Below are 22,534 nucleotides of genomic sequence, written 5' to 3' on the forward strand. Positions count from 1 at the left end.
CGGTGCCAACACCAGCGAGCAGAGCACGCTGCCCACCGGCCTGCAGATGGGCCTGGGCACGCGCGCCGTCGGCATGGCGCGCAACTTCTCGCAGGGCAACCTGCAGAGCACCGGCAACTCGCTGGACGTGGCCATCAAGGGTCATGGCTTCTTCCAGGTGCAGATGCCCGACGGCACCACCGGCTACACGCGTGACGGTTCGTTCCAGATCAGCGGCCAGGGCCAGATCGTCACGCAGAACGGCTATGTGCTGCAGCCCGGCATCACCGTGCCGGCCACCGCGCAGGCCGTCAACATCTCGGCCGACGGCACGGTGTCGGTGACGCTGCCGGGCCAGACCGCGCCGCAGTCGCTGGGGCAGATCCAGCTGGCCAGCTTCGTCAACCCGGCCGGGCTGGACCCGCGCGGCGAGAACGTGTTCACCGAGACGGCCGCGTCCGGCAACCCGAACACCGGCGCACCCACCGCCAACGGCCTGGGCTCGCTGGCGCAGAACTTCGTCGAGAGCAGCAACGTGAACATGGTCGAGGAGCTGGTCACGATGATCCAGACCCAGCGCGCCTACGAGATCAACTCCAAGGCGATCCAGACCTCCGACCAGATGCTGCAGAAGCTGGCGCAACTGTGACACCCCGCCGAGTTCAACGCGCCATGACGATCAGCTTCACCCGCCTGACCACCCCCCTGCTGCTGTGCGCCGCGGCGCTGGGCGCCGGCTGCGCCGCGATCCAGCGCGTGCCGGACGTCGATGTCATCCAGCCGACCACGGCCAAGCCGGCGCCCGCGCCGGTGGCCGCTGCGCCGACCGGCGCCATCTTCCAGGCCGACCGCTACCGCCCGCTGGTCGAAGACCACCGTGCCCGCCTGGTCGGCGACACCTTGATGGTGCAGATCGCCGAAAAGATCACCGCCACGCAAAAGGCCACCAGCTCGGTGGACAAGAGCGGCGAGATCGATGCCAGCCTCACCGCCTTGCCCGGCGTCAAGGCCGCTCGCCTGGCGCGCATGGGCGCCGCCGGCAGCAACAGCAACACCTTCGCCGGCAAGGGCGTCACCGAGAGCAGCAACGACTTCTCCGGCACCATCACCGCCACCGTGGTGCAGGTGCTGCCGAACGGCCACCTGGTGGTCTCGGCCGAGAAGCAGATTGGCGTCAATGCCAATGTCGACGTGCTGCGCTTCTCCGGCCAGATCGACCCACGCTCCATCGCGCCGGGCAACAGCGTGCTGAGCACGCAGATCGCCAACGTGCGCATCGAGCAGCGCGGCCGCGGCCAGCAGGCCGAGGCGCAGTCCATGGGCTGGCTGTCGCGCTTCTTCCTGACCCTGATGCCGATCTGATGCCATGAAGAAATTCAATCCGGATCGCGCCCTTCGCTGGGTGGTCACCGCGGCGCTGTTCATCGCCAGCGCCGCCGTCTGGTGGCCGGCGCATGCGGCGCGCATCAAGGAGCTGGCCAGCGTGCAAGGCGTGCGCAGCAACCAGCTCACCGGCTACGGCCTGGTCGTCGGCCTCGATGGCACCGGCGATCAGTCGACGCAGGCGCCGTTCACGCCGCAAAGCCTGGCCGCGATGCTGCAGCAGATGGGCGTGGCGGTGCCGCCGGGCACGCAGATGCAGCCGAAGAACGTCGCCGCGGTGCTGATCACCGCCGAGCTGCCGGCGTTTGCGCAACCCGGCCAGCGCATCGACATCAATGTCTCTTCCGTCGGCAATGCCAAGAGCCTGCGCGGCGGCACGCTGGTGGCCACGCCGCTGAAAGGCGCCGATGGCCAGATCTACGCGATGGCCCAGGGCAATGTCATCGTCGGTGGTGCCGGCGCTTCGGCCGGTGGCTCCAAGGTGCAGATCAACCACCTCGCCGCGGGCCGATTGCCCGAGGGGGCGACGGTCGAACGCGCGGTGCCGACACCGCTGGGCCAGGGCGGTGTGCTGCAGCTGGACCTGAACGCCAACGACTTCAACACCGCCCGCGCGGTGGCCGGTGCGATCAACGAAGCCAAGGGCGCCGGCAGTGCGCAGGCGGTGGATGGCCGCGTCGTCAAGGTCAAGTTGCCGGCCGATCAGAACGACATGGTCGGCTTCATCGCCGACATCGAGAACCTGCCCGTCACGCTGGCCAAGCCGGCGGCGCGGGTGGTGATGAACGCGCGCACCGGCTCGGTGGTGATGAACGAATCGGTGACGCTGGCCGAATGCGCGGTGGCGCATGGTTCGCTGTCGGTGACGATCAGCTCCACACCGGTGATCAGCCAGCCGTCGCCGCTGTCGCCGCAAGGCCAGACGGTGGTCACCGAGAAGACCGACATCGCCATCACGCAGCAGGGCGGCTCGCTGATCCAGCTGCCGGCCGGCGCGAAGTTGTCGGACGTGGTCAAGGCGCTGAACTCGCTGGGCGCCACGCCGCAGGACCTGCTGGCGATTCTTCAAGCAATGAAGAGCGCCGGTGCCTTGAAAGCCGAACTGGAAGTGATTTAAGCCATGGCTGCCATCCCCACCACCTCGCTGGCCACTGATTCACGCGGCCTCGAATCGCTGCGCCGCAATGCCGCGCAGGATCCGAAGGCGGCGGTGCGGGATGCGGCCAAGCAGTTCGAATCGCTGTTCATGAACGAGCTGCTGAAAAGCATGCGTTCGGCCAGCATGTCCAGCGGCATGATGGACAACGAATCGACCAAGCTCGGCACCGAGATGCTCGATGCGCAGCTGGCCAACAAAGTGAGCGGCCAGCCCGGCGGCCTGGCCGACATCATCGCCAGGCAGCTGGAACGGCAGATGGGCCTGTCGCCCGGCCCGATCCCGAGCGCCAAACCGGCCAATACCAGCCTGCCGCTGGTCAGCCAGCCCAACAGCACGCCGAAGATTCCCGAGAAGAGCGCCGCCGGCTTCGTGCAGCAACACACCCAGGCCGCGCAGGCCGCCGAGGCGCAGACCGGCATTCCGGCCGCGTTCATGATCGCGCAGTCGGCCCACGAAACCGGCTGGGGCAAGAAGGAAATCATCGGCCGCGACGGCACCAACTCGAACAACCTGTTCGGCATCAAGGCCGGCGCCAACTGGACCGGCGCGACGGTGGATGTCACGACCACCGAATACGTCGGCGGCCGGCCGCAGAAGATGGTGCAGAAGTTCCGCGCCTATGCCAGCCATGCCGAGTCCTTTGCGGACTATGCCAAGCTGATGAAGGACAGCCCGCGCTACCAGAACGTGGTGGCCTCGGGCGCCGATGCCAAGGGCTTCGCGCAGGGCCTGCAGAAGGCCGGCTACGCCACCGACCCGGCGTATGCCGACAAGCTCGGCCGCGTCATCAACACCACGCTGCGCCTGCAACGTGGCCTGGCCTGATCGCCCGAGAAGGTTTGAGGAGCTGACACCATGTCGATGCTGATGCAACTGGGCACGCGCGCGATGTTCGCGGCCTATGCCCAACTGCAGACCACCGGGCAGAACATCGCCAATGCCAGCACCGTGGGCTATTCGCGCCAGCAGGTGATCCTGGGCACGACGCAAGGGCAGTACACCGGCTCGGGCTACTTCGGCCGCGGCGTCACGGTGCAGACCGTCACCCGTGCCAGCAACATGTTCCTCACCGCGCAGGCGGCGGCCACCAAGGCCACCGCATCGGGCGACGCGGCGCGCCTGAGCATGCTGCAGCAGCTGGAGAAGGTGTTCGGCACCGGTGCCGGCGGCCTGGGCTATGCCGCCACGCAGCTGTTCAATTCCTTCTCAGAACTGGCCGCGGCGCCCGGCGACATGTCGGCCCGGCAGGCGGTGATCGCGCGTGCCGAGGACTTTGCCTCGCTGGCCCGCTCGAACAGCGACCAGATCGAGATGCTGCAGCAGAACGTCTTCAGCGACATCCGCAACTCGGTGGCCGATGTCAACGAGATGGCCAAGGGCGTGGCCGACCTGAATGCCAAGATCGCCGGCGCGCTGGCCACCGGCCACACGCCGAACGACCTGATGGACAGCCGCGACCAGCTGATCAGCCGGATCAGCGAAAAGATCGAGGTGCAGACCATCCAGGCCAACGACGGCAGCATCAGCGTCTTCATCGGCGGCGGCCAGAGCCTGGTGCTGGGCGGGCTGTCGAACAAGCTGGTGGCGCGGCAGGACGACTACGATCCGTCGCGCGCGTCGGTCGGCATCTCGGTCGCCGGCAACGTCACGCCGCTGGCCACCTCGTCGCTGGGGGCCGGCTCCATTGCGGGCTTGATGCGGTTCCAGGACAGCGACCTGATCGATGCGCGCAACCGGCTGGGCCAGATGGTGGCCAGCCTGACGACGGCGGTGAACGAGCAGCAGTCCTTCGGCATCGACCTCTCCGGCGTCGCCGGCGGGCCGATGTTCCGTGCCGGTGCGCCGGTGGCGATGCCGCACGACGGCAACGTGGTGGACGCGGGCGGGCTGCCCGTCGGCTCGGTCGCTTTGGCGATCACTGATTCGCGGCAGCTGAAGGCCAGCGAATACACGCTCGAAGAAGATCCGGCCAGCGCCGGCCAGTTCATGATCACGCGGCTGTCCGATGGGCAGACCTTCTCGGGCCTCAACGATGGCGACGCGGTCGACGGCTTCAGCTTCACGCTGGGCGCGCCGCCGCCGCAGGCCGGCGACCGCTACCTGCTGAAACCGGTGAGCACGGCGGCCATGGGCGCGGCCACCGCACTGTCCAACCCGCGCGGCATTGCCGCGGCCAGCCCGCTGATGGCCTCGGCCGCGGCGGCCAACACCGGCACCGCGTCGATCAGTTCGCTGACCATCACCGCCGCGCCGGTCTCGCCCTATGTGGCGATGACGCTGAGCTTCACCAGCGCCACCGGCGACTATTCGATCCTCGACGGCGGCGGCGCGGTGCTGGCCACCGGCACCTGGACCGCCGGCGCGGCGATCACCTACGACGGCTTTGCGCTGAACCTGAACGGCGTGCCGGCCAATGGCGACAGCTTTTCGATCAATCCGACCACTTACCCGAACGCCAGCAACGGCAATGCGCTGGCCTTCGACAGCATGTCCTCGCAGATGCTGGTCGACGGCCAGACCCTCACCGATGCTTATGCCGAGACCTTGTCGTCGGTCGGCGTGCGGGTGCAGGGCGCAGCCGCCGCGGCCGACACCAGCGCGGCAGTGGCCTCGCGTGCCAACGAGGCGCTGACCAGCGAGGTCGGCGTCAACCTCGACGAAGAGGCCGCCCGGCTGATCCAGTTCCAGCAGTCCTACCAGGCCGCCGCCAAGATGCTGCAGACGGCGCAGAGCATGATGGACACGCTGCTGCAGCTCGGCGGACGCTAAGGAGATTTCACATGAGCATGCGGGTGTCGAACAGCAGCCGGTATGAAACGGCGATCAGCACGCTGCAGGCGCGCCAGGCCGAGATGAGCCGCGCGCAGATGCAGATGACCAGCGGCAAGCGAGTCAACCTGCCCAGCGACGATCCCACCGCCGCGGCGCGCGCCGAACGCGCCTTCATCTCGCAGCAGCGCATCACCGCCGAGCAGCGCTCGGTATCGGTCAGCCGCAACGCGATGGCGCTGGTGGAGTCCGGTCTCGGGCAGGCCGGTGACCTGTTGCAATCGGCCCGTGAATCCTTGCTGGCCTCGGGCAACGGTACTTACAGCGCCGGCGAGCGCAAAGCGCTGGCGGTGCAGCTGACCCAGCTGCGCGGCCAGTTGCTGGCGGTGGCCAACCAGACCGATGGCGCCGGCGGCTTCATCTTCGGCGGCCAGGGCACCAACTCGCAGCCCTTCCTCGATTCACCGGCCGGCGTGGTCTTCGGCGGCACCGGCGGCCAGGGCCAGCTGTCGGTCAGCGAGCAGATGCCGACCTCGGTGGACGGCGAGGCGCTGTGGCTCAGCATCCGCAGCGGCAACGGCGTGTTCGTCACCGACGCGGCCGCCACCAACACCGGCTCGGGCTACATCGCGCCGGGCGGCGTGGTCGACCCCTCCTTGCTGACCGGCGGCACCTACGACGTCACCTTCAGCGTCGCCGCCGGCGTCACCACCTACACGGTGAATCCCACCGGCCAGACCGGCAACTACATCGACGGCGGCACCATCACCGTCGACGGCATGGCGCTGAAGTTCGGCGGCGCACCGGCCGATGGCGATGTCTTCAACATCACCCCGTCGACCGTGGACCTGGACCCCTTCGAGGCGCTGGACCGGGCCATCGCGGTGCTGAACAACCCGAACGCCAACAAAGGTGCCGTGGCCCAGGCGGTGAGCAACGGCGTGCGCGACGTGGATGCGGCGATGAGCCAGTTCCAGGCTGCCCGTTCCGTGGCCGGCGCCACACTGAGCCGGCTGGACAGCATCGACGACCGCAATCAGGATCGTGATCTGTGGGCCAAATCGGTACAGTCCGATGCCGAGGATCTGGACATGGTGCAGGCCGTGTCGGACTTCCAGAACAAGCAGACCAGCTACCAGGCCGCTTTGCAAAGCTATTCGATGGTGCAAAGCATGTCGTTGTTCGACTACCTCAAGTAAGCTGCGCACGATGAACCGGGGCAGATTCAACCGATGACTTCACACCCTGTCTTGGGCCAGGTGGCCCTGGGCTACTCGCCGATGATCGACCGCCACCGTGTGGTAACCGCCGTGCGCGTGACGGTCTTCCCGGCCCGGCAGGATGCCACGCCCAAGGCCGGCGACCTGCTGGCCGCGATGGCCGAGACCTGGCCGGCCGATGCCGGGCGGGTGTCGCTGAACATCGTCGGCGAGACCCTGTTGCAGGACCTGCTGCAGACCGAACTGCCGCTGAACATGATGGTCGAGGTGCCGGCCTTCATGGCCGCTGACATCGCCCACACCGAGGCGCTGCAGGCGCTGCACGCACGCGGCAACACGCTGCTGATCAAGGGCCGGCCGCGCACGCCGCTGCCGCGCGATGCGCTGCCGTGTTTCGCGTACTCGGTCATCGATCTGTCCGACGAGCGGCGCGACGGCCAGCCGGCGCCCGGCGGCGTGTCGCGCAACATCCCGCATGTGCAGGGCGAGGTGCGCACGCTGGTGCAGATGAACGACGCCTTCGCGCGCGGCGCCATCGCGGTGCTGGGCTGGCCGATCGACGATGCGGTGGTGGCCAGCGGCAAATCGGCGGCGCAGCCGGACCTGCAGGCCATCGTCGAGCTGATCAACCGCGTCGACCGGCAGGAGCCGGTGGAGCGCCTCGAAGCGGTGATGAAGAACGACCCGACGATGGCCTTCAAGCTGATGCGCTACATCAACTCGCCGGCCTTCGGCCTGTCGGTCGAGATCACCTCGTTCCGCCACGCCATCATGCTGCTGGGTTACCAGCGCCTGAAGCGCTGGCTGGCGCTGCTGCTGGCCTCGGCCAGCCGCGACGTCAACATGAAGCCGGTGATCTACGCGGCGGTGCGTCGCGGCCTGCTGATGGAAGAGCTGGTGCGCGAGCACGGTGACCCCGACAAGCGCGGCGAACTCTTCATCTGCGGCGTGTTCTCGCTGCTCGACCGCATGATGCGCCAGCCCTTCGACGAACTGCTGCGCACGATCCCGGTGCCCGAAGGCGTGCGTGCCGCGCTGGTCGATGACGACGGGCCGTACTTCCCGTACCTGGAAATGGTGCGGGCCATCGAGTCGGCCTCGATCTACGACATCCGCACCGCCGCCGACACGATGTTCCTGGCCGTGGCCGAGGTCAACCGCGCGGTGCTGCGCGCGCTGGCAGCGGCGCGTCAGCTCGACTGAGCACTCAGCGCGGTTCGTCGCAGGCGAAGTAGGTGACGAACAGGCCGTCGGCGACGACACCGACGTAGCCGACGCGCGGCTCCAGCACATTGCGGTGGTGGGTGGACACACGCTTCCAGCCGATCAGCACCTGCTCGGGGATCTTGAAGCCCTGGGCCACGTTCTCGACACACAGCGTGCCGCTGGTGCGCTCGAAGCGGCCGGCAAAACCATCGTGGCTGGGTTTCCCGCGCGCAGCCATCGTCGTGCTGTGTTCGGCTGCCAGCGCGGCCAGCGCCGCGGACACTTTCAGCACCGGCAAGCCCTGGCTCTGACGGTAGGCGTTCAGCGTGGCCAGCACGCGGTCGGCGTAGTCGGCATCCGAGGCTGCGCGGGCGGGCATCGATGCGGCTGCGGCCAGCAGCAAGGTGGCAACTAGCGGGCGGAAGGGCTGCGGCATGGGCCCGCAGTGTGGCGCAGGGCGGCCTCGCGGCGCCCGGCAATTCGTCACGCCACCGGGCCCCGCATGTGCGGGGCTCAACCTTCGGTTCCGCATGCCGAAAACAGCATGAACCCTGCGTAGCCGATGTCCGGCTGCGCCCCTGGCCCTCGCGGGCCCAGACCTGGCACATCGACCATGTACCTGTACGACCAGGACGACCGCCGCAGCAACTGCCCCGAGTGCGCAGCGCCGATTCATCGCGTGCCGCGCAGCGAGACGGATCGCGGCGGGCGCTTTGCGATGGCGATGCGGCGCTACCAGTGCAGCAGCGCGTCCTGCACCTGGCAGGGCCTGCTGCCGCGCCAGCCCAGCGGCCAGCGCAGCAAGCCCGCCGTGCTGGTGGCCGGCGAGAAGGCGGCCACTGGTTTGCGCCGCGCGGCGCCGGTGGTGCTGGCCGGCCTGGCCGGCGCCGCGCTGGCGGTGGTGGCGCTGCTGGGCTTCAACCCGTCCTGGCTGGCGCAGGCCCGTGCGCCTGCACAGGCCTTGCCCCCGGGCGGTCACCATGAAGGCGTGAGCCTGAACCCGCAACACCCGCTGCTGAAGGCCCAGGACACGGCTGCGCCCGAGCTGCAGCGACTGTCGCTGCGCCAGGGCTGCGCCTGGGGCCGCCCGGGCAGCAACCCCTATCGCGGCACGGCGGAAGAAGCACTGGTCACCGCCAAGCTGCCGCCTGAAGTGGTGCAGCGCATTGCGATGAAGGTCAAGGCCGGCCAGCTCGATGACCGCGTGGAGATCACCAACGCCGGCATCCGCACGCAGCGAGATCAGCGCGAATTCGAGCCGCGCAACGTGGCGATGACCTATGGCAAGACGCTGTGCGTGAACACCCGGGTCAACTTCAAGGCGGGCCATGTCGAGCGCGCCAGCCTCTATGAAGCGGCCGACAAGCGCGGCAACCTGTACTCGGTGATGGTGCCGGACGTCTGCGGCAATGTCTCGGTGCTGGGCGCCCGCATGGAGCGCGGCCGCAAGCGGGTGGGGCTGCCGGTGCTGGCCGAAACAGCGCATGACGCACCGGCCCTGCTGCTGGCCGCCGACCAGGCCGACGACCCTGCCGTGCGCACCGTGCCCGAGCCCGGCACGCTGGCCTGCGTGCTGGCCGGCCTGCTCGGTGCCGGCGCGGCGGCGCTGTGGTCGCGCCGACGCTCGCAGGCCGCTCGTAACGACTGATCTCCGGCACCGGGCGGCCGGTGGCCGCGGCTTAAACTGGGCCGATGTCCGTGCTGTCCCGCCCTCAGGCGATGCCTTCGCATGCCCAGCTCACCGCGCTGCTCGATGGCATTGACGACCCGATCCTGCTGTTCGACAACCGGCGCCGCGTCAGCTACTGCAACCACATGGCGATGCGCGTGCTCGGCTGCGAGCCCGGGCAGGACGCCGCCCCGGCGCTGTCGCAGATCGCCGAGCCCGAACGCGCCAACCTGCTCGTCGCGCTGACGGCGGTGTCCGGTGAGGGGCGTTGGCAGGTCCGGCTGTCCGACGGCAAGCCGCTGCAGCTGGTGCTGTCAGTGGTCACCGGCGGCGGCCGCATGCTGCGGGCGCGGGTCGGTACCGGCCGTGCTGCCATCGAGTCGCAGCTGCCGCCGGGCGCCACCAGCGATGTGGTCAAGCTGCTGTGGGACGCGCCGCAGCCGATGACGGTGCAGACCTCCGATTTCCGCATCGTCGCCGCCAACCGGGCGTATTGCGAGGCCTTCGGCCGGCAGCCGTCGCAGCTGCTGGGCCGCGACCCGATGGAGTTTGCGCCCGAGGCCGAGCACGAGGCGATGCGGGCCTCGCGCCAGCAGCTGCTGGCCACGCTGCAAGAAGGCCGCCAGCCCGATTTCGCGCTCGAGCGCTGCCTGATCGATGCCCAGCGCCAGCCGCGCTGGTTCCGTTTTGCGCCGCGCTGGGTCAGTGCCGACGATGGCCAGCCGCTGCTGCTGGCCATCCTGCACGACGTGACGCTGGAGCACGCCGCCCAGCAACAGGCCGACCGCTCGGTGCACGAACTCGAGCACTGGTTCGACCTGAGCCCCATCGGCATGCTGGTCTACGACCCGTCCGGGCTGATCGTGCGCAGCAACGCGGCCTTCGAATCGCTGGTCGGCCGCACGCCGGTGATGCTGCGCGACGCGCCGGCCGACCTGTGCCAGCTGCTGGCCTGGGAAGGCGACGGCCCGCACGCCGCGCTGCGCACCGATGCGCCAGCACTCGAAGTACGCGGTGGCCTGGCCCTGCCCGATGGCCGCCGGCTGCGCCTGCGCTCGCGGCTGCGGGCCTTCCGCACCGATGCCGGCCAGGTGCGCGTGATGGCGGTGGTCGAAGACCGCAGCCTGGAAGACGAACGTGACTTGGCGCAGCTGGAGATCGGCGCGCTGATGGACACCGCCGGCGTCGGCGTGGCCACTTACGAGGTCTCGCGCGGATGGTTGAAGAGCCGCGGCAGCCAGCGCAACAGCCAGCCGGGCAGCGCGCCGGCCGGCATGCAGGCCGGGCTGCAGTCCATCGGCCGCGACCAGGTGGATGCGGCGTCGATGGAGGAGTTCGATCGCCTGCAGCGTGCGCTGCGCGAAGGCCAGCGCGCGCAGGTGCGCTATGCGGTGCAGCTGCCGGACATGGGGCAGCGCTGGCTGCTGACGCGGGTGGAGCCCGGTGAACTGACCGGCGGGCGCACGGCCTTGTCGGTCGTCACGCTGGACATCACCGATCAGGAAGAAGCCCACCGCCGCAGCGAGCAGTTGCTGCGCGAACTGTCGACCATCCTCGATGGCACGACCGCCGGCATCGCCTACCTGCGCGGCGAGCAGCTGGTGCGCTGCAACCGTCGCTTCGAAACCCTGCTGGAGCTGCCCGAGGGCGGCAGCGCGGGCGCGTCGATCGGCGACGTGTTCAGCGGCCAGCCGGCGGTGCAGGCGCTGCTGCGCCAGGCGCTGGCCGAGGATGGCCGCTTCGAGATCGAGTTTGCAGTGCGCGACACCTGGCTCGCGATCTCGGTCTCACGTGCGGCCGCCGGTGGCGGTGAAGCCGAAGCGGTGGCGGTGCTGACCGACATCTCGCGCCTGAAGGCCCAGCAGGCCGAGCTCGAAGCGCTGGCCCGCGAGCGCGAGCTGATGTTCAGCCTGTCCGACGTCGGCATTGCCTACGTTCGCGGTGGGCGCATCGAGCGGGCGAACGATGCGATGGCGCGGCTCGCCGGCTACACCGTGGAGGCGCTGGCGCAACTGCCGCTGTACCGGCTGTTCGAGAACGACGACGTGTTCGAGAGCCTGCGTGCGCAGCAGGACGGCGCGCTGGCGCAGTCCGGCCTGTGGCGCGGCGAGCGCCGCATGCGCCGGCGCGACGGCCGGCTGGCCTGGGTGCAGGTGAGCAAGCGCAGTGTCGACGAGCAGGCGCCGGAGGCCGGGCTGATCTGCTCGTATGTCGACATCGACGAACGCCGCCGTGCGCGCGAAGCGGTGCAGCTGCAGGCCGAGCGCACGCGGGCGATCCTCGATTCGGTGCTGGTCGGCATCGTCACCGTCGGCGACACCGGCATCGAATGGATGAACCGCTCGGCGCGCCGCATGTTCGGCGGCGAGCTGGCCGATTTCGTCGGCGAGCCGATCGCCATCGTCGCCACGGCCGACGCCGAGCATCCGCTGCGCGCCACGCATTACCTGAAGTCGCTGGAAGAAGGCCAGGCCGAGACCTTCGAGTGCAAGCTGCGCGGGCGCGATGGCCGCGAGTTCTGGGTCGTCGGCAATGCGGTGGTCACCGGGCGCGAGCAGACCGGCAGCCAGATCACCTTCGCGCTGCTCGACATCGAGCGACGGCGCCAGGCCGAGATCAGCATCGCGCAGGCCCAGGCCTCGCTGCAGCGCATCATCGAGACGGCGCCGCTGGCCATCGCGCTGTTCGATGCCGCCACGCACCGCGTGCTGCGCCTGAACCACATGGCCGCGATGTTCTTCGGCCACCCGGTCGAAGCGGTGCTGGGGCGCGTGCCGGAGGAATGGTTCTCGCATGTCGATGCCCAGGCGCTGCACAAGGACCTGCAGCACGCGCTGGAGCAGACCGAGGTGCTGCGCCGCGAACAGCACCGCACCGATGGTGCCGGCGAACGCCGGATCTGGGATGTGCGCATCGTGTCCCTGGAATCGACAGGCGAGCCACAGCTGCTGCTGGTGGCCAGCGATGTCTCCGAGCAGCGCGCGGCCGAGCAGGCGCGCTTCGACGCCGCGGTGTCGCAGCGCGAAATGCTGGTCAAGGAAGTGCACCACCGCATCAAGAACAACTTGCAAGGTGTGGCCGGGCTGCTGCAGCAGACGGCGGTGCGCCGGCCCGAGGTGGCCGCGCTGATCAGCGAAGCGGTGGGCCAGGTGCAGGCGATTGCGCAGGTGCACGGCCTGCAGGTCGGCGTGTCCGGCCCCCTGCGCATCAAGCCGCTGCTGGAGGCCATCACCGCTTCGGTGCAGCGCACCTTCGGCCGCACGATCAGCGTCGAGGCCGAGGGCCAGCCGGCGCACCGCTTTGCGCTGCCGGAGGCCGAATCGATCCCGATCGCGCTCACCGTCAACGAACTGCTGACCAATGCCATCAAGCATGGCCAGCCGGGCCCGGTGCGCTGCGTGCTGCGCTGCGACGAGGTCAGCGTCAACATCACGGTGGCCAACCTCGGCCTGCTGCGCGCCGGCTTCAGCCTGGCGCAGGTGCCGCCGGGCGTCTCCGGGCTGGGGCTGGTGCGGGCCTTGTTGCCGCGGCGCACGGCCACCTTGTCGCTGCTGCAAGTGGGCGCCGAGGTGCAGGCCACCGTGGTGCTGGTGCCGCCGAGCGTGACGGTGTTGGAGCCTTTGTAGCGGGCCGCTGGCGATGCATCGGCGACAATCCCGCAGGCTTGGCGTTGGGGATGTACGGATGGCCGACAAGGGCAAGATTCTGGTGGTGGACGACGACCGGCTGGTGCTGGCCACGGTGAGCCACGGGCTGGCGCAGGCCGGCTACGACGTGATCGATGCCGACAACGGCGACGACGCGATCCTGCTGGCGCGCGAGCACAAGCCCGACCTGGCGCTGCTGGACATCCGCATGGAAGGCAAGAGCGGCTTCGACGTTGCCGCCTACCTGCGCGAGTACCTGCACACGCCGTTCATGTTCCTGTCGGCCTTTGCCGACGACGAGACGGTGCAGCAGGTGCGGGCACTCGGCGCGGTGGCCTACCTCGTGAAGCCGCTGGACATCGGCCAGATCGTGCCGACCGTCGAAGCCGCCTTTGCTGGCCTTGCCGCGCGTGCCGCCGAGCGCGCCGTGTTCCGCGCACCGCCGCCGGTGCTGGCCGTCAACGACCCGGTCACCGATGCGGTGCCGATGGCCGTGGGCGTGCTGATGCACCGCTACTCGCTGCAGCGCGGCCAGGCGCTGGAACGGCTGCAGAAGCTGGCCGCCGATGAAGGCCGCAGCCTGGGTGACCAGGCCGAGCGCTTGATCGAGGCGGTGGAACTGCTGGCCCGACCGGGTCAGAGCTGAGGCGCTTCAGGCCTGCAAGGTGAAGTAGAACTTCGCGCCCTTGCCGACTTCCGATTCGGCCCAGATCTCGCCGCCATGCCGGCGGATGATGCGGCGCACCGAGGCCAGGCCGACGCCGGTGCCCTGGAAATCGCCGCTGCTGTGCAGGCGCTGGAACACGCCGAACAGGCGGTCGGCGAAGCGCATGTCGAAGCCGGCGCCGTTGTCTCGCACCAGGAAGGCCTTGCGCCCGGCGTGCTCGCATTGCTCGAAGGCGATCTTCGCGCGGGCCGTCTTGCCTGAATATTTCCAGGCATTGCCGATCAGGTTTTCCAGCGCCATGCGCAGCAGCGTCGGGTCGCCTTGCGTCACCAGGCCGGGCTCGATGTGGATCTCGGCCTCGCGCTCGGGCGCCATGCGACGCAGGTCATCCACCACGTACTGCCCCAGCTGCGACAGGTTCACCGGCTGGCGCTGCAGCGGCTGCGTCGACAGCTGCGACAGCGACAGCAGCGCGTCGATCATGCTGTTCATGCGCGCGGCGGCGCTGAGCACGCGGTCGAGGTGGTCGTTGCCGATGCGGTCCAGCGCGTGGCCGTAGTCTTCCTTCAGGATGCGGGTGAAGCCTTCGACGACGCGGATCGGTGCCCGCAGGTCGTGCGAAACCGTGTAGCTGAACGAGGCATGTTCGGCGGCCAGCAATTGCGATGCGCCGTCGCCGTCCCGCGGCACGATGGCCAGCAGGCGCCGCGGCGCCGCAGCACCGCCGCTGCCATCGCCGGCAGCGCTGCTGCCCAGCACCGCCAGCCAGGCCGTCCAGCCGTCGTGCTCGGCGCTCTGGCCGGGCTGCAGCGCCTGGATGCCCTGGCGCAGGCCTTCGGGCAGGCCGGCCAGCGCCTGTTCCCAGGGCAGGCCGACGCCGCCTTCGTCGCCCAGGCCCAGCAGCTTGCGTGCGGCGGGGTTCAGGCGCTGCAGCTGCAGCCGGCCGTCTGCCGCAGGCGCGCCAGCCACGCACAAGGCCACCGGGCCGTTGCGCAGCAGCGCGGAGAAACCTTCGCGCTCGGCGGCTTCTGCATCGGCCTCGTCGGCCGGTCGGGCCAGGCCCAGGTAGCCGGCAAAGCTGCCACGGCTGTCGAAGCGCGGCTGGCCGCGCAGGCGCCAGGTGCGCAGGCCATTGGCCTTGCCGGACGCGCCGGCCTGGGCCTGCGCCTGCTGCACACGCAACTCGGGCACGGCGGCAAAGGCCTGCATGCGCGCCTGCAGGCCGGTGTCGGCCGGTGCGAAGCGTTCCCACAGCAGCTGGCCGCTGAACGCACCCTCGGCCCACGACGAAGCCGGCGCGCCGGCCGGCGGTTGCAGGCGGACCAAGCGGTGCTCGGCATCGGTCTGCCAGACCCAGGCATCGCTCATCTGCAGCAGCAACTGCTGTTGCTGCCGGGCATCGTGCAGGCGGGCCTGCTGGCGTTGCCGGGCCCACAGCGCACCGGCCAGCAGGCAGGCCGTCGCGGTGAGCAACAGCGCCAGCGCGGCGAATGCACCATCGGCCTCACGCTGCCAGGCCAGCAGGGCGGCGACGATGGCGGCAACGCCCAAAGCCAGCGGCAGCGCCGCGCCGCCGGGGCGGGCTGACAAGGCGCTGTCTTCGCGGTCACGCGGCATGGCGGGCATTGTAGGCAGCATGATCGCGGCGGCTCCGGGCGCCCCGGCTGTGGCGCCGATGTCACCCTGCCATCGAAATTCGAGCGCAGGCTTGCCTGGATCCTCAAGTTCCGCGCGTGACATCCGAAACAGCCTGAACAACAGCCAACCGTCTGGGTAGCAGCATGCGCCTGTGCTGCCCAGCCTCTGCAAAACAAAATGCACACTTATGCACCCGACCGGGCGTGGGCCGGCGCCGAACAAGCGGTACCCGGTCTTTACGTCTTGACGCGGCGTGAGGCACGCACCATGCTTGCAACGCGTTGGGCTTGTGGCGCCATTGGGTTCAGGCGCTTGACCCTTGCCCGGTGACCCTTTTCATGACCCAAGCTGCCCCCGAGACCGATCCTGACCGCGCCGCGGTACTGGACGCCCAAGCCCTGGCGGGCCTGACGATGCTCGACCCCACCGGCGCCAACAGGTTGGTGCAGCGTGTGTTGTCCACCTACCACGCATCACTCGGCCGCCTGCTGCAGCAGATTGCCGATGGCCAGCAGCGTTCAGACCACGCCGCGGTGCGGCTCGCGGCCCACACCCTAAAATCCTCGTCGGCGAGCATCGGTGCGCTCGATTTGTCGCGTTTGTGCGGCTCGGCCGAACAGGCCATTCGCGACGGACAACTCGAAGCGGTGCCGCCTATCATCCAGGGGCTGCAGGCCGAAGCTCGGCGTGTGGCGCTGGCCGTGCAAGCCATGCTGTCCGCCTGACACCCGACCCACTTCATGATCCTGCCGCACGCCTTCGACACCGACGACTCGCCCGAGCGGCCGAAGGTGCTGCTGGTCGATGACGACGAAGTCAACCTGATGCTCACCGCGGTGGCACTGCGCGAGCGTGGCTTCGAGATCACCGAAGCCGCCAGCGGTGAACGCGCGCTGGCCCTGCTGACCGACTGGACGCCCGACGTCATCGTGCTCGACGCGATGATGCCCGGCCTCGATGGCTTCGACACCTGCCGCGAACTGCGCACTTTCGCCGGCTTCGAGAACATGCCGGTGCTGATGCTGACGGGCCTCGACGACGACGCCTCGATCACCCGTGCCTACCAGGCCGGCGCCACCGATTTCTTCGTCAAGTCCACGCAATGGAGCCTGCTGGCCGGCCGCCTGCGCTACCTGCTGCGCTCCTCGCGCACACGGCAGGAACTGGAGCGCAGCAAGACCAAGCTGGCGCGCGCGCAAGACCTGGCCCGCATGGGCAGCTTCGACTGGCGGCGGCCGGCGGCCGGCCAGCCCGGTGGGCTGGTGCTGGCGCCCGAAGGCCTGCGCGTGTTCGGCTTCCTGCCGCAGGAAATCGTCTCGCTGCGCCGGCTGCTGCGCATGGTGCCGGCGCCCGAGCGCCGCGGCATGGCACGTGTGCTGCACGAGGTGCTGACCTACGCCTCGGTGCTGGCCATCGATGTGCCGGTGACCTTGCTCGACGGCCGCCAGCGCATCGTGCACGTCGAGGCCGAGCCCGAATTCAATGAACACGGCCACAGCGTCGGCTACACCGGCATCGTGCAGGACGTGACCGACCGGCGCGTCGCCGAAGACCGCATCCGCCATCTGGCGAACTTCGATGCGCTCACCGGCCTGCCGAACCGCCGCCAGCTGATCTGGCGCACCGAGCGCGCGCTGGACCATGCGCGCCGCCTGGGCCATCAGGCTGCTCTGCTGCTGATCGACCTGGACCGCTTCAAGGTCATCAACGACACGCTGGGCCATGCCAGTGGCGACGAGTTGCTGGTCGAAGTGGCGCGCCGCCTGCGCGGCTGCGTGCGCCACTCCGACCAGGTGATGGAAGGCGCGCTGGAATCCGTCGGGTCCCGCTCGCATCGCACGTTGGAAGCGGTGGGCCGGCTGGGCGGCGACGAGTTCATCGCACTGCTGCCCGAGGTCGTCGACGAGAGCGACGCCGAACGTGTGTCGCAGCGCATCCTCGATGCGATGCGCGAGCCCATCTTCGTCGGCGGCCAGGAATGCTTCGTCACCGCGTCGGTGGGCATCGCGATGTACCCGCGCGACGGCCTGTCGGTGGCCGACATGATGCGCAACTCCGATGTGGCGATGTACTCGGCCAAGTCGGCCGGGCGCAATTCGTCGGCGGTGTACAGCCCGCAGCTCGCCGGCCGCGGCCGCGAGAAGCTCGAGCTGGAAAGTGCGCTGCACAAGGCCATTGAGCGCAACGAGCTGGTGCTGCATTACCAGCCGAAGATCGACGTGCGCTCGGCCCGCATGGTCGGCGCCGAGGCGCTGATGCGCTGGCAGCGTGGCAACGTGCTGGTGCCGCCGGGCGACTTCATTCCGCTGGCCGAAGAAACCGGCCTGATCGTGCCCTTGTCCGAATGGGCGCTGCGTGAAGCGGCGCGCCAGGCCAAGGCCTGGGGCGTGAGCTTCGGCTTCGCCGACTCGATCGCGGTGAACCTGCCGAACCGGCTGTTCGAGCGCTCTGACCTGGTCGAGCACATCCACCAGTCGGTCACCACCTATGGCGTGCCGCACCGCGCGATCCAGCTGGAGATCACCGAAACAGGCCTGATGAAGGACCTTCAGAACGTGATCCCGGCGCTGCACCGGCTCAACGAGATCGGTGTCGAGATCTCGATCGACGATTTCGGCACCGGTTATTCGTCGCTGGCCTACCTGACGACGCTGCCGATTTCCGAACTCAAGATCGACCGCAGCTTCGTGCGTGAACTGGGTATCACGCCGCAGAGCTCGGCGGTGGTCACGGCCATCATCGCGCTGGCCCGGTCATTGGGCTTGCGCGTGATCGCCGAAGGCGTCGAGAACCTGCGGCAGATGGAAGTGCTACACCGGTTGGGCTGCGGCGTGATGCAGGGCTTCCTGTTCAGCCGCCCGATCCCGCCGGACGACATCGAGAAATGGCTGCAGCAGACGGTATTGCCGCGCAAGGCGCCATGGATCGCCCAGGCTGGCGCCGACCGCACGCAGGACCCGCCGCGCTCGGCCGGATTGCTGCGCCCCTGAAATGGTCTGTCCCCTGCGGGGGAAAGTTGTTTGCGAGACCTGATGGAAGTCACCCGTAGTACCGGCGCCGCGGCGGTCACCGCAGCACAGACACCGGCCAGTCTGGCCAAGGGCGCGTTGCGGCGCCTGGCGCTGTCCAAGCTCGAACCCACACCGGCGAACTTCGCGCGCTGCTATGCCGAAGAAGCGGGTGAAGCGCCGCCGGCCGAAGGCACGATGCCGGCACGGGCGAAGCCGCTGATCGAGCGGCTGGTGGCGCGGGCCAGCGACGATGTGGCCATGCGCGGGGAACTCACGACCGCGCTGCTCGAAGGCCGCTACGACGACCTGCAGCGCCTGCTGGACCGCGGCGCCGAAGGCACGGCCGCACAGGCCCAGGCCTGGGCCACGCTGATCGACAAGCTGGCGCGCGCGCTGGAGCGTGGCAGTCGGCAATGGACGCCCGGCCGCAAGAAAGAAAGTCTGCAAAGAGTGCTCGACTCCAGCCGCAGCGATGCCCTGCGGCTGCAGCAGCGCCTGCGCCAGCTGATCGCGGCCTGGGAGGGCGATGGCGCCGACACCGGCGTGGAGGTCAACGATGATCCGGCCGAGGCGGTCGCCGAAACGCCGCAGGCAACGGCCGTGGCCGCCGCAACGCCGCGCTCAGCCGCCGCGCCGGATCACCAGCCGCGCATCGTCGAAGCGCTGGAAGGCGCCGTGCGCGCCGGCCTGCCGACCGACCAGCCGCGTGCGGTCGAGTTGGCCGACGAACTGGCGCTGCTGGCCCGGCGCATCCAGGCCGAAGGCGCCACGGTGGTGGTGGCCGAGGCGGTGGTCGAGGTCTGCCAGCGCGCGCGCCGGCTGTTCGCGCACCGCCATCACCTGGTCGATGAACTGATGGCCTTGTGCCGCTCGCTCACCGACGGCTTGACCGAGCTGGCCGAGGACGAGAGCTGGGCCCGCGGCCAGAGCCAGGCGCTGCGCGAGCGGCTCGACGACACCGCCGGCACCCGCGCCGTGCGCGCGGCGCGCGAACTGCTGGCCGATACGCGCGAGCGCCAGCGCTCGGTGCGCAGCGAGCGGGCCAAGGCGCGTGATGCGCTGAAGGCGATGATCACGCACATGCTCAGCGAGCTCGGCGAGCTCGACCAGGTCACCGGCCGGTTCAGCGAGAAGGTGACCGGTTATGCCGACGTCATCGAGAAGGCCGATTCGATCGAGAGCCTGGCCGAGGTGGTCCGCGGCCTGGTCGGCGACACGCGCGCGGTGCACGACGTGGTGGCCAGCGCACGCCAGCGCATGGCCGATGAACATGCGCGGGCCAGCGAACTCGAAGGCCAGGTGCGCCAGCTCGAAGGCGAGTTGCGCAAGCTGTCCGAGGAAGTCTCGACCGACATGCTGACGCAGATCGCCAACCGGCGCGGCCTGATGCAGTCCTTCGAGGCCGAGCGCGCGCGCATAGACCGGGGCGGCCCGGTGTTCGCGGTCGGCCTGATCGACATCGACAACTTCAAGAAGCTCAACGACACGCTGGGCCATGCGGCCGGCGACGTGGCGCTGAAGTCGCTGGCCGCGCGGGTCAAGGAATGGCTGCGGCCGGTGGACCACGTGGCGCGCTTCGGCGGCGAAGAATTCGTCGTGCTGCTGACGGCCACGCCGGTGGACGAAGCGCAGCAGGTGCTGACGCGGCTGCAGCGCCAGCTCACCGCGAGCCTGTTCATGCACGATGGCCGCGAGGTGTTCGTCACCTTCTCGGCCGGTGTGACAGCCTATCGGCCGGGCGAGGCGCTGGAGCTGGCACTGGAACGTGCCGACGAAGCCTTGTACGAGGCCAAGCGCACAGGCAAGAACCGGACCTGCATTTCCTGAGCCTGGCCTGGCCGCTGACTTGGTGCACTAGAACAACCGCTGCAGCCACCGCCGCAGCCCGCCGCCGGCAGCGATGTCTTGCGGCCCAGCCGACGGGCCAGCGCCTGACGCCAGGCCACCGGCATCAGCACCCAGGCGACATAAACGAGCGAGCCCGCGACCAGCAGGCCGACGATCAGATGCTGCAGCATGGCTTCAGGCTCCTAACCACAATGTGACGCGGTAGGTGACGAAGGCCGCGGCATACGCCAGCGCGAACAGGTAGGCCGCCATCGCCAGCGGGTAGCGCCAGCTGTTGGTCTCGCGCTTGACCGCCACCAGCGTGGACAGGCATTGCGGCGCGAACACGTACCAGGCCAGCAGCGAGAACGCCGTGGCCAGCGACCAGCCCTGCGCGATCACCGGCGCCAGGCTCTCGGCCACCGCATCACCGGCGGCCGACAGCGCGTACACCGTGCCCAGCGCGCCCACCGCCACCTCGCGCGCCGCCAGCCCCGGCACCAGCGCGATCGAGATCTGCCAGTTGAAGCCGATCGGCGCGAACACGGTTTCCAGCGCGCGGCCCATCATGCCGGCCAGGCTGTACTGGATGTCCGGGCCGGTGGCGCCCGCCGGCGGCCCGGGCCAGGTGGACAGGAACCACAGCAGCACCATCAGCGAGAAGATGATCGTGCCCACGCGCTGCACGAAGATGCGCGCACGCTCCCACAAGCCCAGCACCAGGTTGCGCAGGCCGGGCAGCCGGTAGGGCGGCAACTCCAGCATCAGCGGTTGGTAGTGGCTCTTCAGCCACAGCCGCTTGAAGACCCAGGCCACGGCGCAGGCCGACAGCACGCCGGCGACATACAGCGCAAACAAGGTCATCCCGCGCAGATTGAAGGGGCCGACCGCGCGCTCGGGCACGAAGGCGCCGATCAGCAGCGCATACACCGGCAGGCGCGCCGAGCAGGTCATCAGCGGCGCGACCATGATCGTCGCCAGCCGGTCCTTCCAGTTGGCGATGGTGCGCGTGGCCATGACGCCGGGGATGGCGCAGGCAAAGCTCGACAGCAGCGGAATGAAGGCGCGGCCCGACAGGCCGACCTTGCCCATCAGCGTGTCCAGCAGGAAGGCCGCGCGCGGCAGGTAGCCCGAGTCTTCGAGCACCAGGATGAAGGCGAACAGGATCAGGATCTGCGGCAGGAACACCAGCACGCCGCCGGCGCCGGCGATCACGCCGTCGACCAGCAGGCTGCGCAGCGGGCCCTCGGCCATCTGCTCCTGCGCCAGCGTGCCGAGCCCGGCCATGCCGGCCTTGATGGCGTCCATCGGCAGCGCGGCCCACGAGAACACCGCCTGGAAGACGATGAACAGCAGCGCGGCCAGGATCACCAGGCCGGCCACCGGGTGCAGCAACACCGCATCGATGCGCAGGTCGAAGCGCTGCATCGTCAGCGCGCCGGGCGCGGCCAGGCTCAGCAGGCGCCGCACTTCACGCTGCAGGGTTTCGGTGCTGGGGGGCGCCGTGCCGCTGGCGATGCCGGTGCCCGCTGGCGGCAAAGCTTGCTGCTGCAATTGCGCCAGCAAGGCCGCATGGCCGTCGTGGCGCACCGCCACCGTCTCGACCACCGGGCAGCCCAGTTCGCGCGCCAGCACCGCCGTGTCCACGCCCAGGCCACGCGCCCGGGCCACATCGGCCATGTTCAGCGCGACGATCATCGGCAGACCCAGCCGGCGCAACTCCAGCACCAGCCGCAGGTTCATGCGAAGGTTGGTTGCATCGACCACTGCGACGATGGCGTCGGGCGCGGCCTCGCCGGCGCGCCGGCCTTCGATGACTTCCAGCGTCACCTGCTCATCCGGCGTGGCCGGCCGCAGGCTGTAGGTGCCGGGCAGGTCGATCACCGAGAGCGTCCGGCCATCGGCCAGCCGGGCGGTACCGAGCTTGCGTTCCACCGTCACGCCGGCGTAGTTGGCCACCTTCTGGCGCGCGCCGGTGAGCAGGTTGAACAAGGCGGTCTTGCCGCAGTTCGGGTTGCCGACCAGCGCGATGCAGCGCGGTGGCGAGGACAGGGTGGCAGTGGACATCGGCAGCGTCGGTTCAGGCGGGCGTCACTTCGACGCAGCGGGCTTCGGCCAGACGCAGGGCCAGCATGGTTTCGCCGACCAGCACCGCCAGCGGTTCACGGCCACCGGGGCCGCGGCGGATCAGTTGCACCGGCTCGCCGGGCAGGAAGCCCAGCTCACCCAGGCGCTGCAGCTGTTGCGCATCCAGCGGGGCCAGGTCGCCGCACAGACGGCTCACGGTGGCCCGGGCGCCCAGCGGCAGGTCGGCGAGCAACAGGGTCATGGTGGCATCGTCGGGAAGCGGTGTAAATGA

At 69.4% G+C, this 22,534-nt stretch carries 17 protein-coding genes; 13 read left to right on the forward strand and 4 right to left on the reverse strand.

The genetic code is table 11. The features are described 5' to 3' along the window. The 7 genes from flgG to VLK61_RS23330 all read left to right on the forward strand — a co-directional run. Positions 1-628 (forward strand): flagellar basal-body rod protein FlgG (gene flgG / locus VLK61_RS23300; protein ID WP_325424448.1); only part of this gene is annotated, 628 nt, incomplete at its 5' end. Between the two features lie 23 nt (positions 629-651). Next, entirely contained in the window at positions 652-1,341 is a 690-nt protein-coding gene (locus VLK61_RS23305; protein ID WP_325424450.1) for a flagellar basal body L-ring protein FlgH, read from the forward strand. Positions 1,342-1,345: 4 nt separating this feature from the next. After that, the gene (locus VLK61_RS23310; RefSeq protein WP_325424453.1) at positions 1,346-2,479 is read left to right on the forward strand and encodes a flagellar basal body P-ring protein FlgI; all 1,134 of its coding nucleotides are present in this window, start codon (positions 1,346-1,348) and stop codon (positions 2,477-2,479) included. 3 nt (positions 2,480-2,482) lie between these two features. Continuing rightward, positions 2,483-3,346 carry a flagellar assembly peptidoglycan hydrolase FlgJ gene (gene flgJ, locus VLK61_RS23315; protein WP_325424455.1) on the forward strand — a complete coding sequence of 288 codons (864 nt, stop codon included), beginning with the start codon at positions 2,483-2,485 and terminating at the stop codon, positions 3,344-3,346. A gap of 30 nt (positions 3,347-3,376) precedes the next feature. Then, entirely contained in the window at positions 3,377-5,290 is a 1,914-nt protein-coding gene (flgK, locus tag VLK61_RS23320) for a flagellar hook-associated protein FlgK (RefSeq protein WP_325424457.1), read from the forward strand. 11 nt (positions 5,291-5,301) lie between these two features. Then, a complete protein-coding gene (gene flgL, locus VLK61_RS23325; RefSeq protein WP_325424459.1) occupies positions 5,302-6,489 on the forward strand; it encodes a flagellar hook-associated protein FlgL in 1,188 nt (395 codons plus the stop codon). 33 nt (positions 6,490-6,522) lie between these two features. Continuing rightward, positions 6,523-7,713 carry an EAL and HDOD domain-containing protein gene (locus tag VLK61_RS23330; protein ID WP_325424460.1) on the forward strand — a complete coding sequence of 397 codons (1,191 nt, stop codon included), beginning with the start codon at positions 6,523-6,525 and terminating at the stop codon, positions 7,711-7,713. A gap of 4 nt (positions 7,714-7,717) precedes the next feature. Here VLK61_RS23330 and VLK61_RS23335 read toward each other — a convergent pair whose 3' ends face one another. Further along, entirely contained in the window at positions 7,718-8,095 is a 378-nt protein-coding gene (locus VLK61_RS23335) for a CAP domain-containing protein (protein WP_325424462.1), read from the reverse strand. A gap of 234 nt (positions 8,096-8,329) precedes the next feature. On the opposite strand from VLK61_RS23335, the gene VLK61_RS23340 reads away from it, so the two are divergent. From VLK61_RS23340 to VLK61_RS23350, 3 genes are read left to right on the forward strand one after another with little or no spacing between them, the layout of a single operon-like run. Continuing rightward, the gene (locus VLK61_RS23340; protein WP_325424464.1) at positions 8,330-9,364 is read left to right on the forward strand and encodes a PEP-CTERM sorting domain-containing protein; all 1,035 of its coding nucleotides are present in this window, start codon (positions 8,330-8,332) and stop codon (positions 9,362-9,364) included. Positions 9,365-9,408: 44 nt separating this feature from the next. Then, entirely contained in the window at positions 9,409-13,011 is a 3,603-nt protein-coding gene (locus VLK61_RS23345; protein ID WP_325424466.1) for a PAS domain S-box protein, read from the forward strand. Between the two features lie 58 nt (positions 13,012-13,069). Next, positions 13,070-13,678: a response regulator gene (locus tag VLK61_RS23350; RefSeq protein ID WP_325424468.1), complete on the forward strand. Its 609-nt coding sequence runs from the start codon at positions 13,070-13,072 to the stop codon at positions 13,676-13,678. Between the two features lie 6 nt (positions 13,679-13,684). On the opposite strand, the gene VLK61_RS23355 is transcribed toward VLK61_RS23350, so the two are convergent. After that, positions 13,685-15,316: an ATP-binding protein gene (locus VLK61_RS23355; protein WP_325424470.1), complete on the reverse strand. Its 1,632-nt coding sequence runs from the start codon at positions 15,314-15,316 to the stop codon at positions 13,685-13,687. 359 nt (positions 15,317-15,675) lie between these two features. On the opposite strand from VLK61_RS23355, the gene VLK61_RS23360 reads away from it, so the two are divergent. The 3 genes from VLK61_RS23360 to VLK61_RS23370 are packed head-to-tail and all read left to right on the forward strand — an operon-like array spanning position 15,676 to position 20,175. Beyond that, positions 15,676-16,062 carry an Hpt domain-containing protein gene (locus VLK61_RS23360; protein WP_325424472.1) on the forward strand — a complete coding sequence of 129 codons (387 nt, stop codon included), beginning with the start codon at positions 15,676-15,678 and terminating at the stop codon, positions 16,060-16,062. Positions 16,063-16,077: 15 nt separating this feature from the next. Then, complete coding sequence (locus VLK61_RS23365; RefSeq protein WP_325424474.1) at positions 16,078-18,327, forward strand: putative bifunctional diguanylate cyclase/phosphodiesterase; 2,250 nt, start codon at positions 16,078-16,080, stop codon at positions 18,325-18,327. 42 nt (positions 18,328-18,369) lie between these two features. Next, complete coding sequence (locus VLK61_RS23370) at positions 18,370-20,175, forward strand: GGDEF domain-containing protein (protein WP_325424476.1); 1,806 nt, start codon at positions 18,370-18,372, stop codon at positions 20,173-20,175. A 195-nt stretch (positions 20,176-20,370) separates the two neighbouring features. On the opposite strand, the gene feoB is transcribed toward VLK61_RS23370, so the two are convergent. Together feoB and VLK61_RS23380 are read right to left on the reverse strand one after the other, a co-directional pair. Then, on the reverse strand, positions 20,371-22,242 hold the full coding sequence (feoB, locus tag VLK61_RS23375) for a ferrous iron transporter B (RefSeq protein ID WP_325424478.1): 1,872 nt from the start codon (positions 22,240-22,242) through the stop codon (positions 20,371-20,373). 13 nt (positions 22,243-22,255) lie between these two features. Then, on the reverse strand, positions 22,256-22,504 hold the full coding sequence (locus tag VLK61_RS23380; RefSeq protein ID WP_325424480.1) for a FeoA family protein: 249 nt from the start codon (positions 22,502-22,504) through the stop codon (positions 22,256-22,258). Positions 22,505-22,534 lie beyond the last annotated feature (30 nt).

The sequence above is a fragment of the Aquabacterium sp. genome (genome assembly GCF_035476535.1).
GTDB lineage: Bacteria > Pseudomonadota > Gammaproteobacteria > Burkholderiales > Burkholderiaceae_C > Pseudaquabacterium.

What these genes read in the sequence shown, in the direction of transcription:
- VLK61_RS23360 (WP_325424472.1), top strand. Translation starts at nt 15,676, where the DNA reads ATGACCCAAGCTGCCCCCGAGACCGATCCTGACCGCGCCGCGGTACTG.
- VLK61_RS23370 (WP_325424476.1), top strand. Translation starts at nt 18,370, where the DNA reads ATGGAAGTCACCCGTAGTACCGGCGCCGCGGCGGTCACCGCAGCACAG.
- flgL (WP_325424459.1), top strand. Translation starts at nt 5,302, where the DNA reads ATGAGCATGCGGGTGTCGAACAGCAGCCGGTATGAAACGGCGATCAGC.
- VLK61_RS23365 (WP_325424474.1), top strand. Translation starts at nt 16,078, where the DNA reads ATGATCCTGCCGCACGCCTTCGACACCGACGACTCGCCCGAGCGGCCG.
- VLK61_RS23340 (WP_325424464.1), top strand. Translation starts at nt 8,330, where the DNA reads ATGTACCTGTACGACCAGGACGACCGCCGCAGCAACTGCCCCGAGTGC.
- VLK61_RS23355 (WP_325424470.1), bottom strand. Translation starts at nt 15,316, where the DNA reads ATGCCGCGTGACCGCGAAGACAGCGCCTTGTCAGCCCGCCCCGGCGGC.
- VLK61_RS23345 (WP_325424466.1), top strand. Translation starts at nt 9,409, where the DNA reads ATGTCCGTGCTGTCCCGCCCTCAGGCGATGCCTTCGCATGCCCAGCTC.
- VLK61_RS23305 (WP_325424450.1), top strand. Translation starts at nt 652, where the DNA reads ATGACGATCAGCTTCACCCGCCTGACCACCCCCCTGCTGCTGTGCGCC.
- VLK61_RS23310 (WP_325424453.1), top strand. Translation starts at nt 1,346, where the DNA reads ATGAAGAAATTCAATCCGGATCGCGCCCTTCGCTGGGTGGTCACCGCG.
- flgK (WP_325424457.1), top strand. Translation starts at nt 3,377, where the DNA reads ATGTCGATGCTGATGCAACTGGGCACGCGCGCGATGTTCGCGGCCTAT.
- VLK61_RS23330 (WP_325424460.1), top strand. Translation starts at nt 6,523, where the DNA reads ATGACTTCACACCCTGTCTTGGGCCAGGTGGCCCTGGGCTACTCGCCG.
- flgJ (WP_325424455.1), top strand. Translation starts at nt 2,483, where the DNA reads ATGGCTGCCATCCCCACCACCTCGCTGGCCACTGATTCACGCGGCCTC.
- VLK61_RS23380 (WP_325424480.1), bottom strand. Translation starts at nt 22,504, where the DNA reads ATGACCCTGTTGCTCGCCGACCTGCCGCTGGGCGCCCGGGCCACCGTG.
- feoB (WP_325424478.1), bottom strand. Translation starts at nt 22,242, where the DNA reads ATGTCCACTGCCACCCTGTCCTCGCCACCGCGCTGCATCGCGCTGGTC.
- VLK61_RS23350 (WP_325424468.1), top strand. Translation starts at nt 13,070, where the DNA reads ATGGCCGACAAGGGCAAGATTCTGGTGGTGGACGACGACCGGCTGGTG.
- VLK61_RS23335 (WP_325424462.1), bottom strand. Translation starts at nt 8,095, where the DNA reads ATGCCCGCCCGCGCAGCCTCGGATGCCGACTACGCCGACCGCGTGCTG.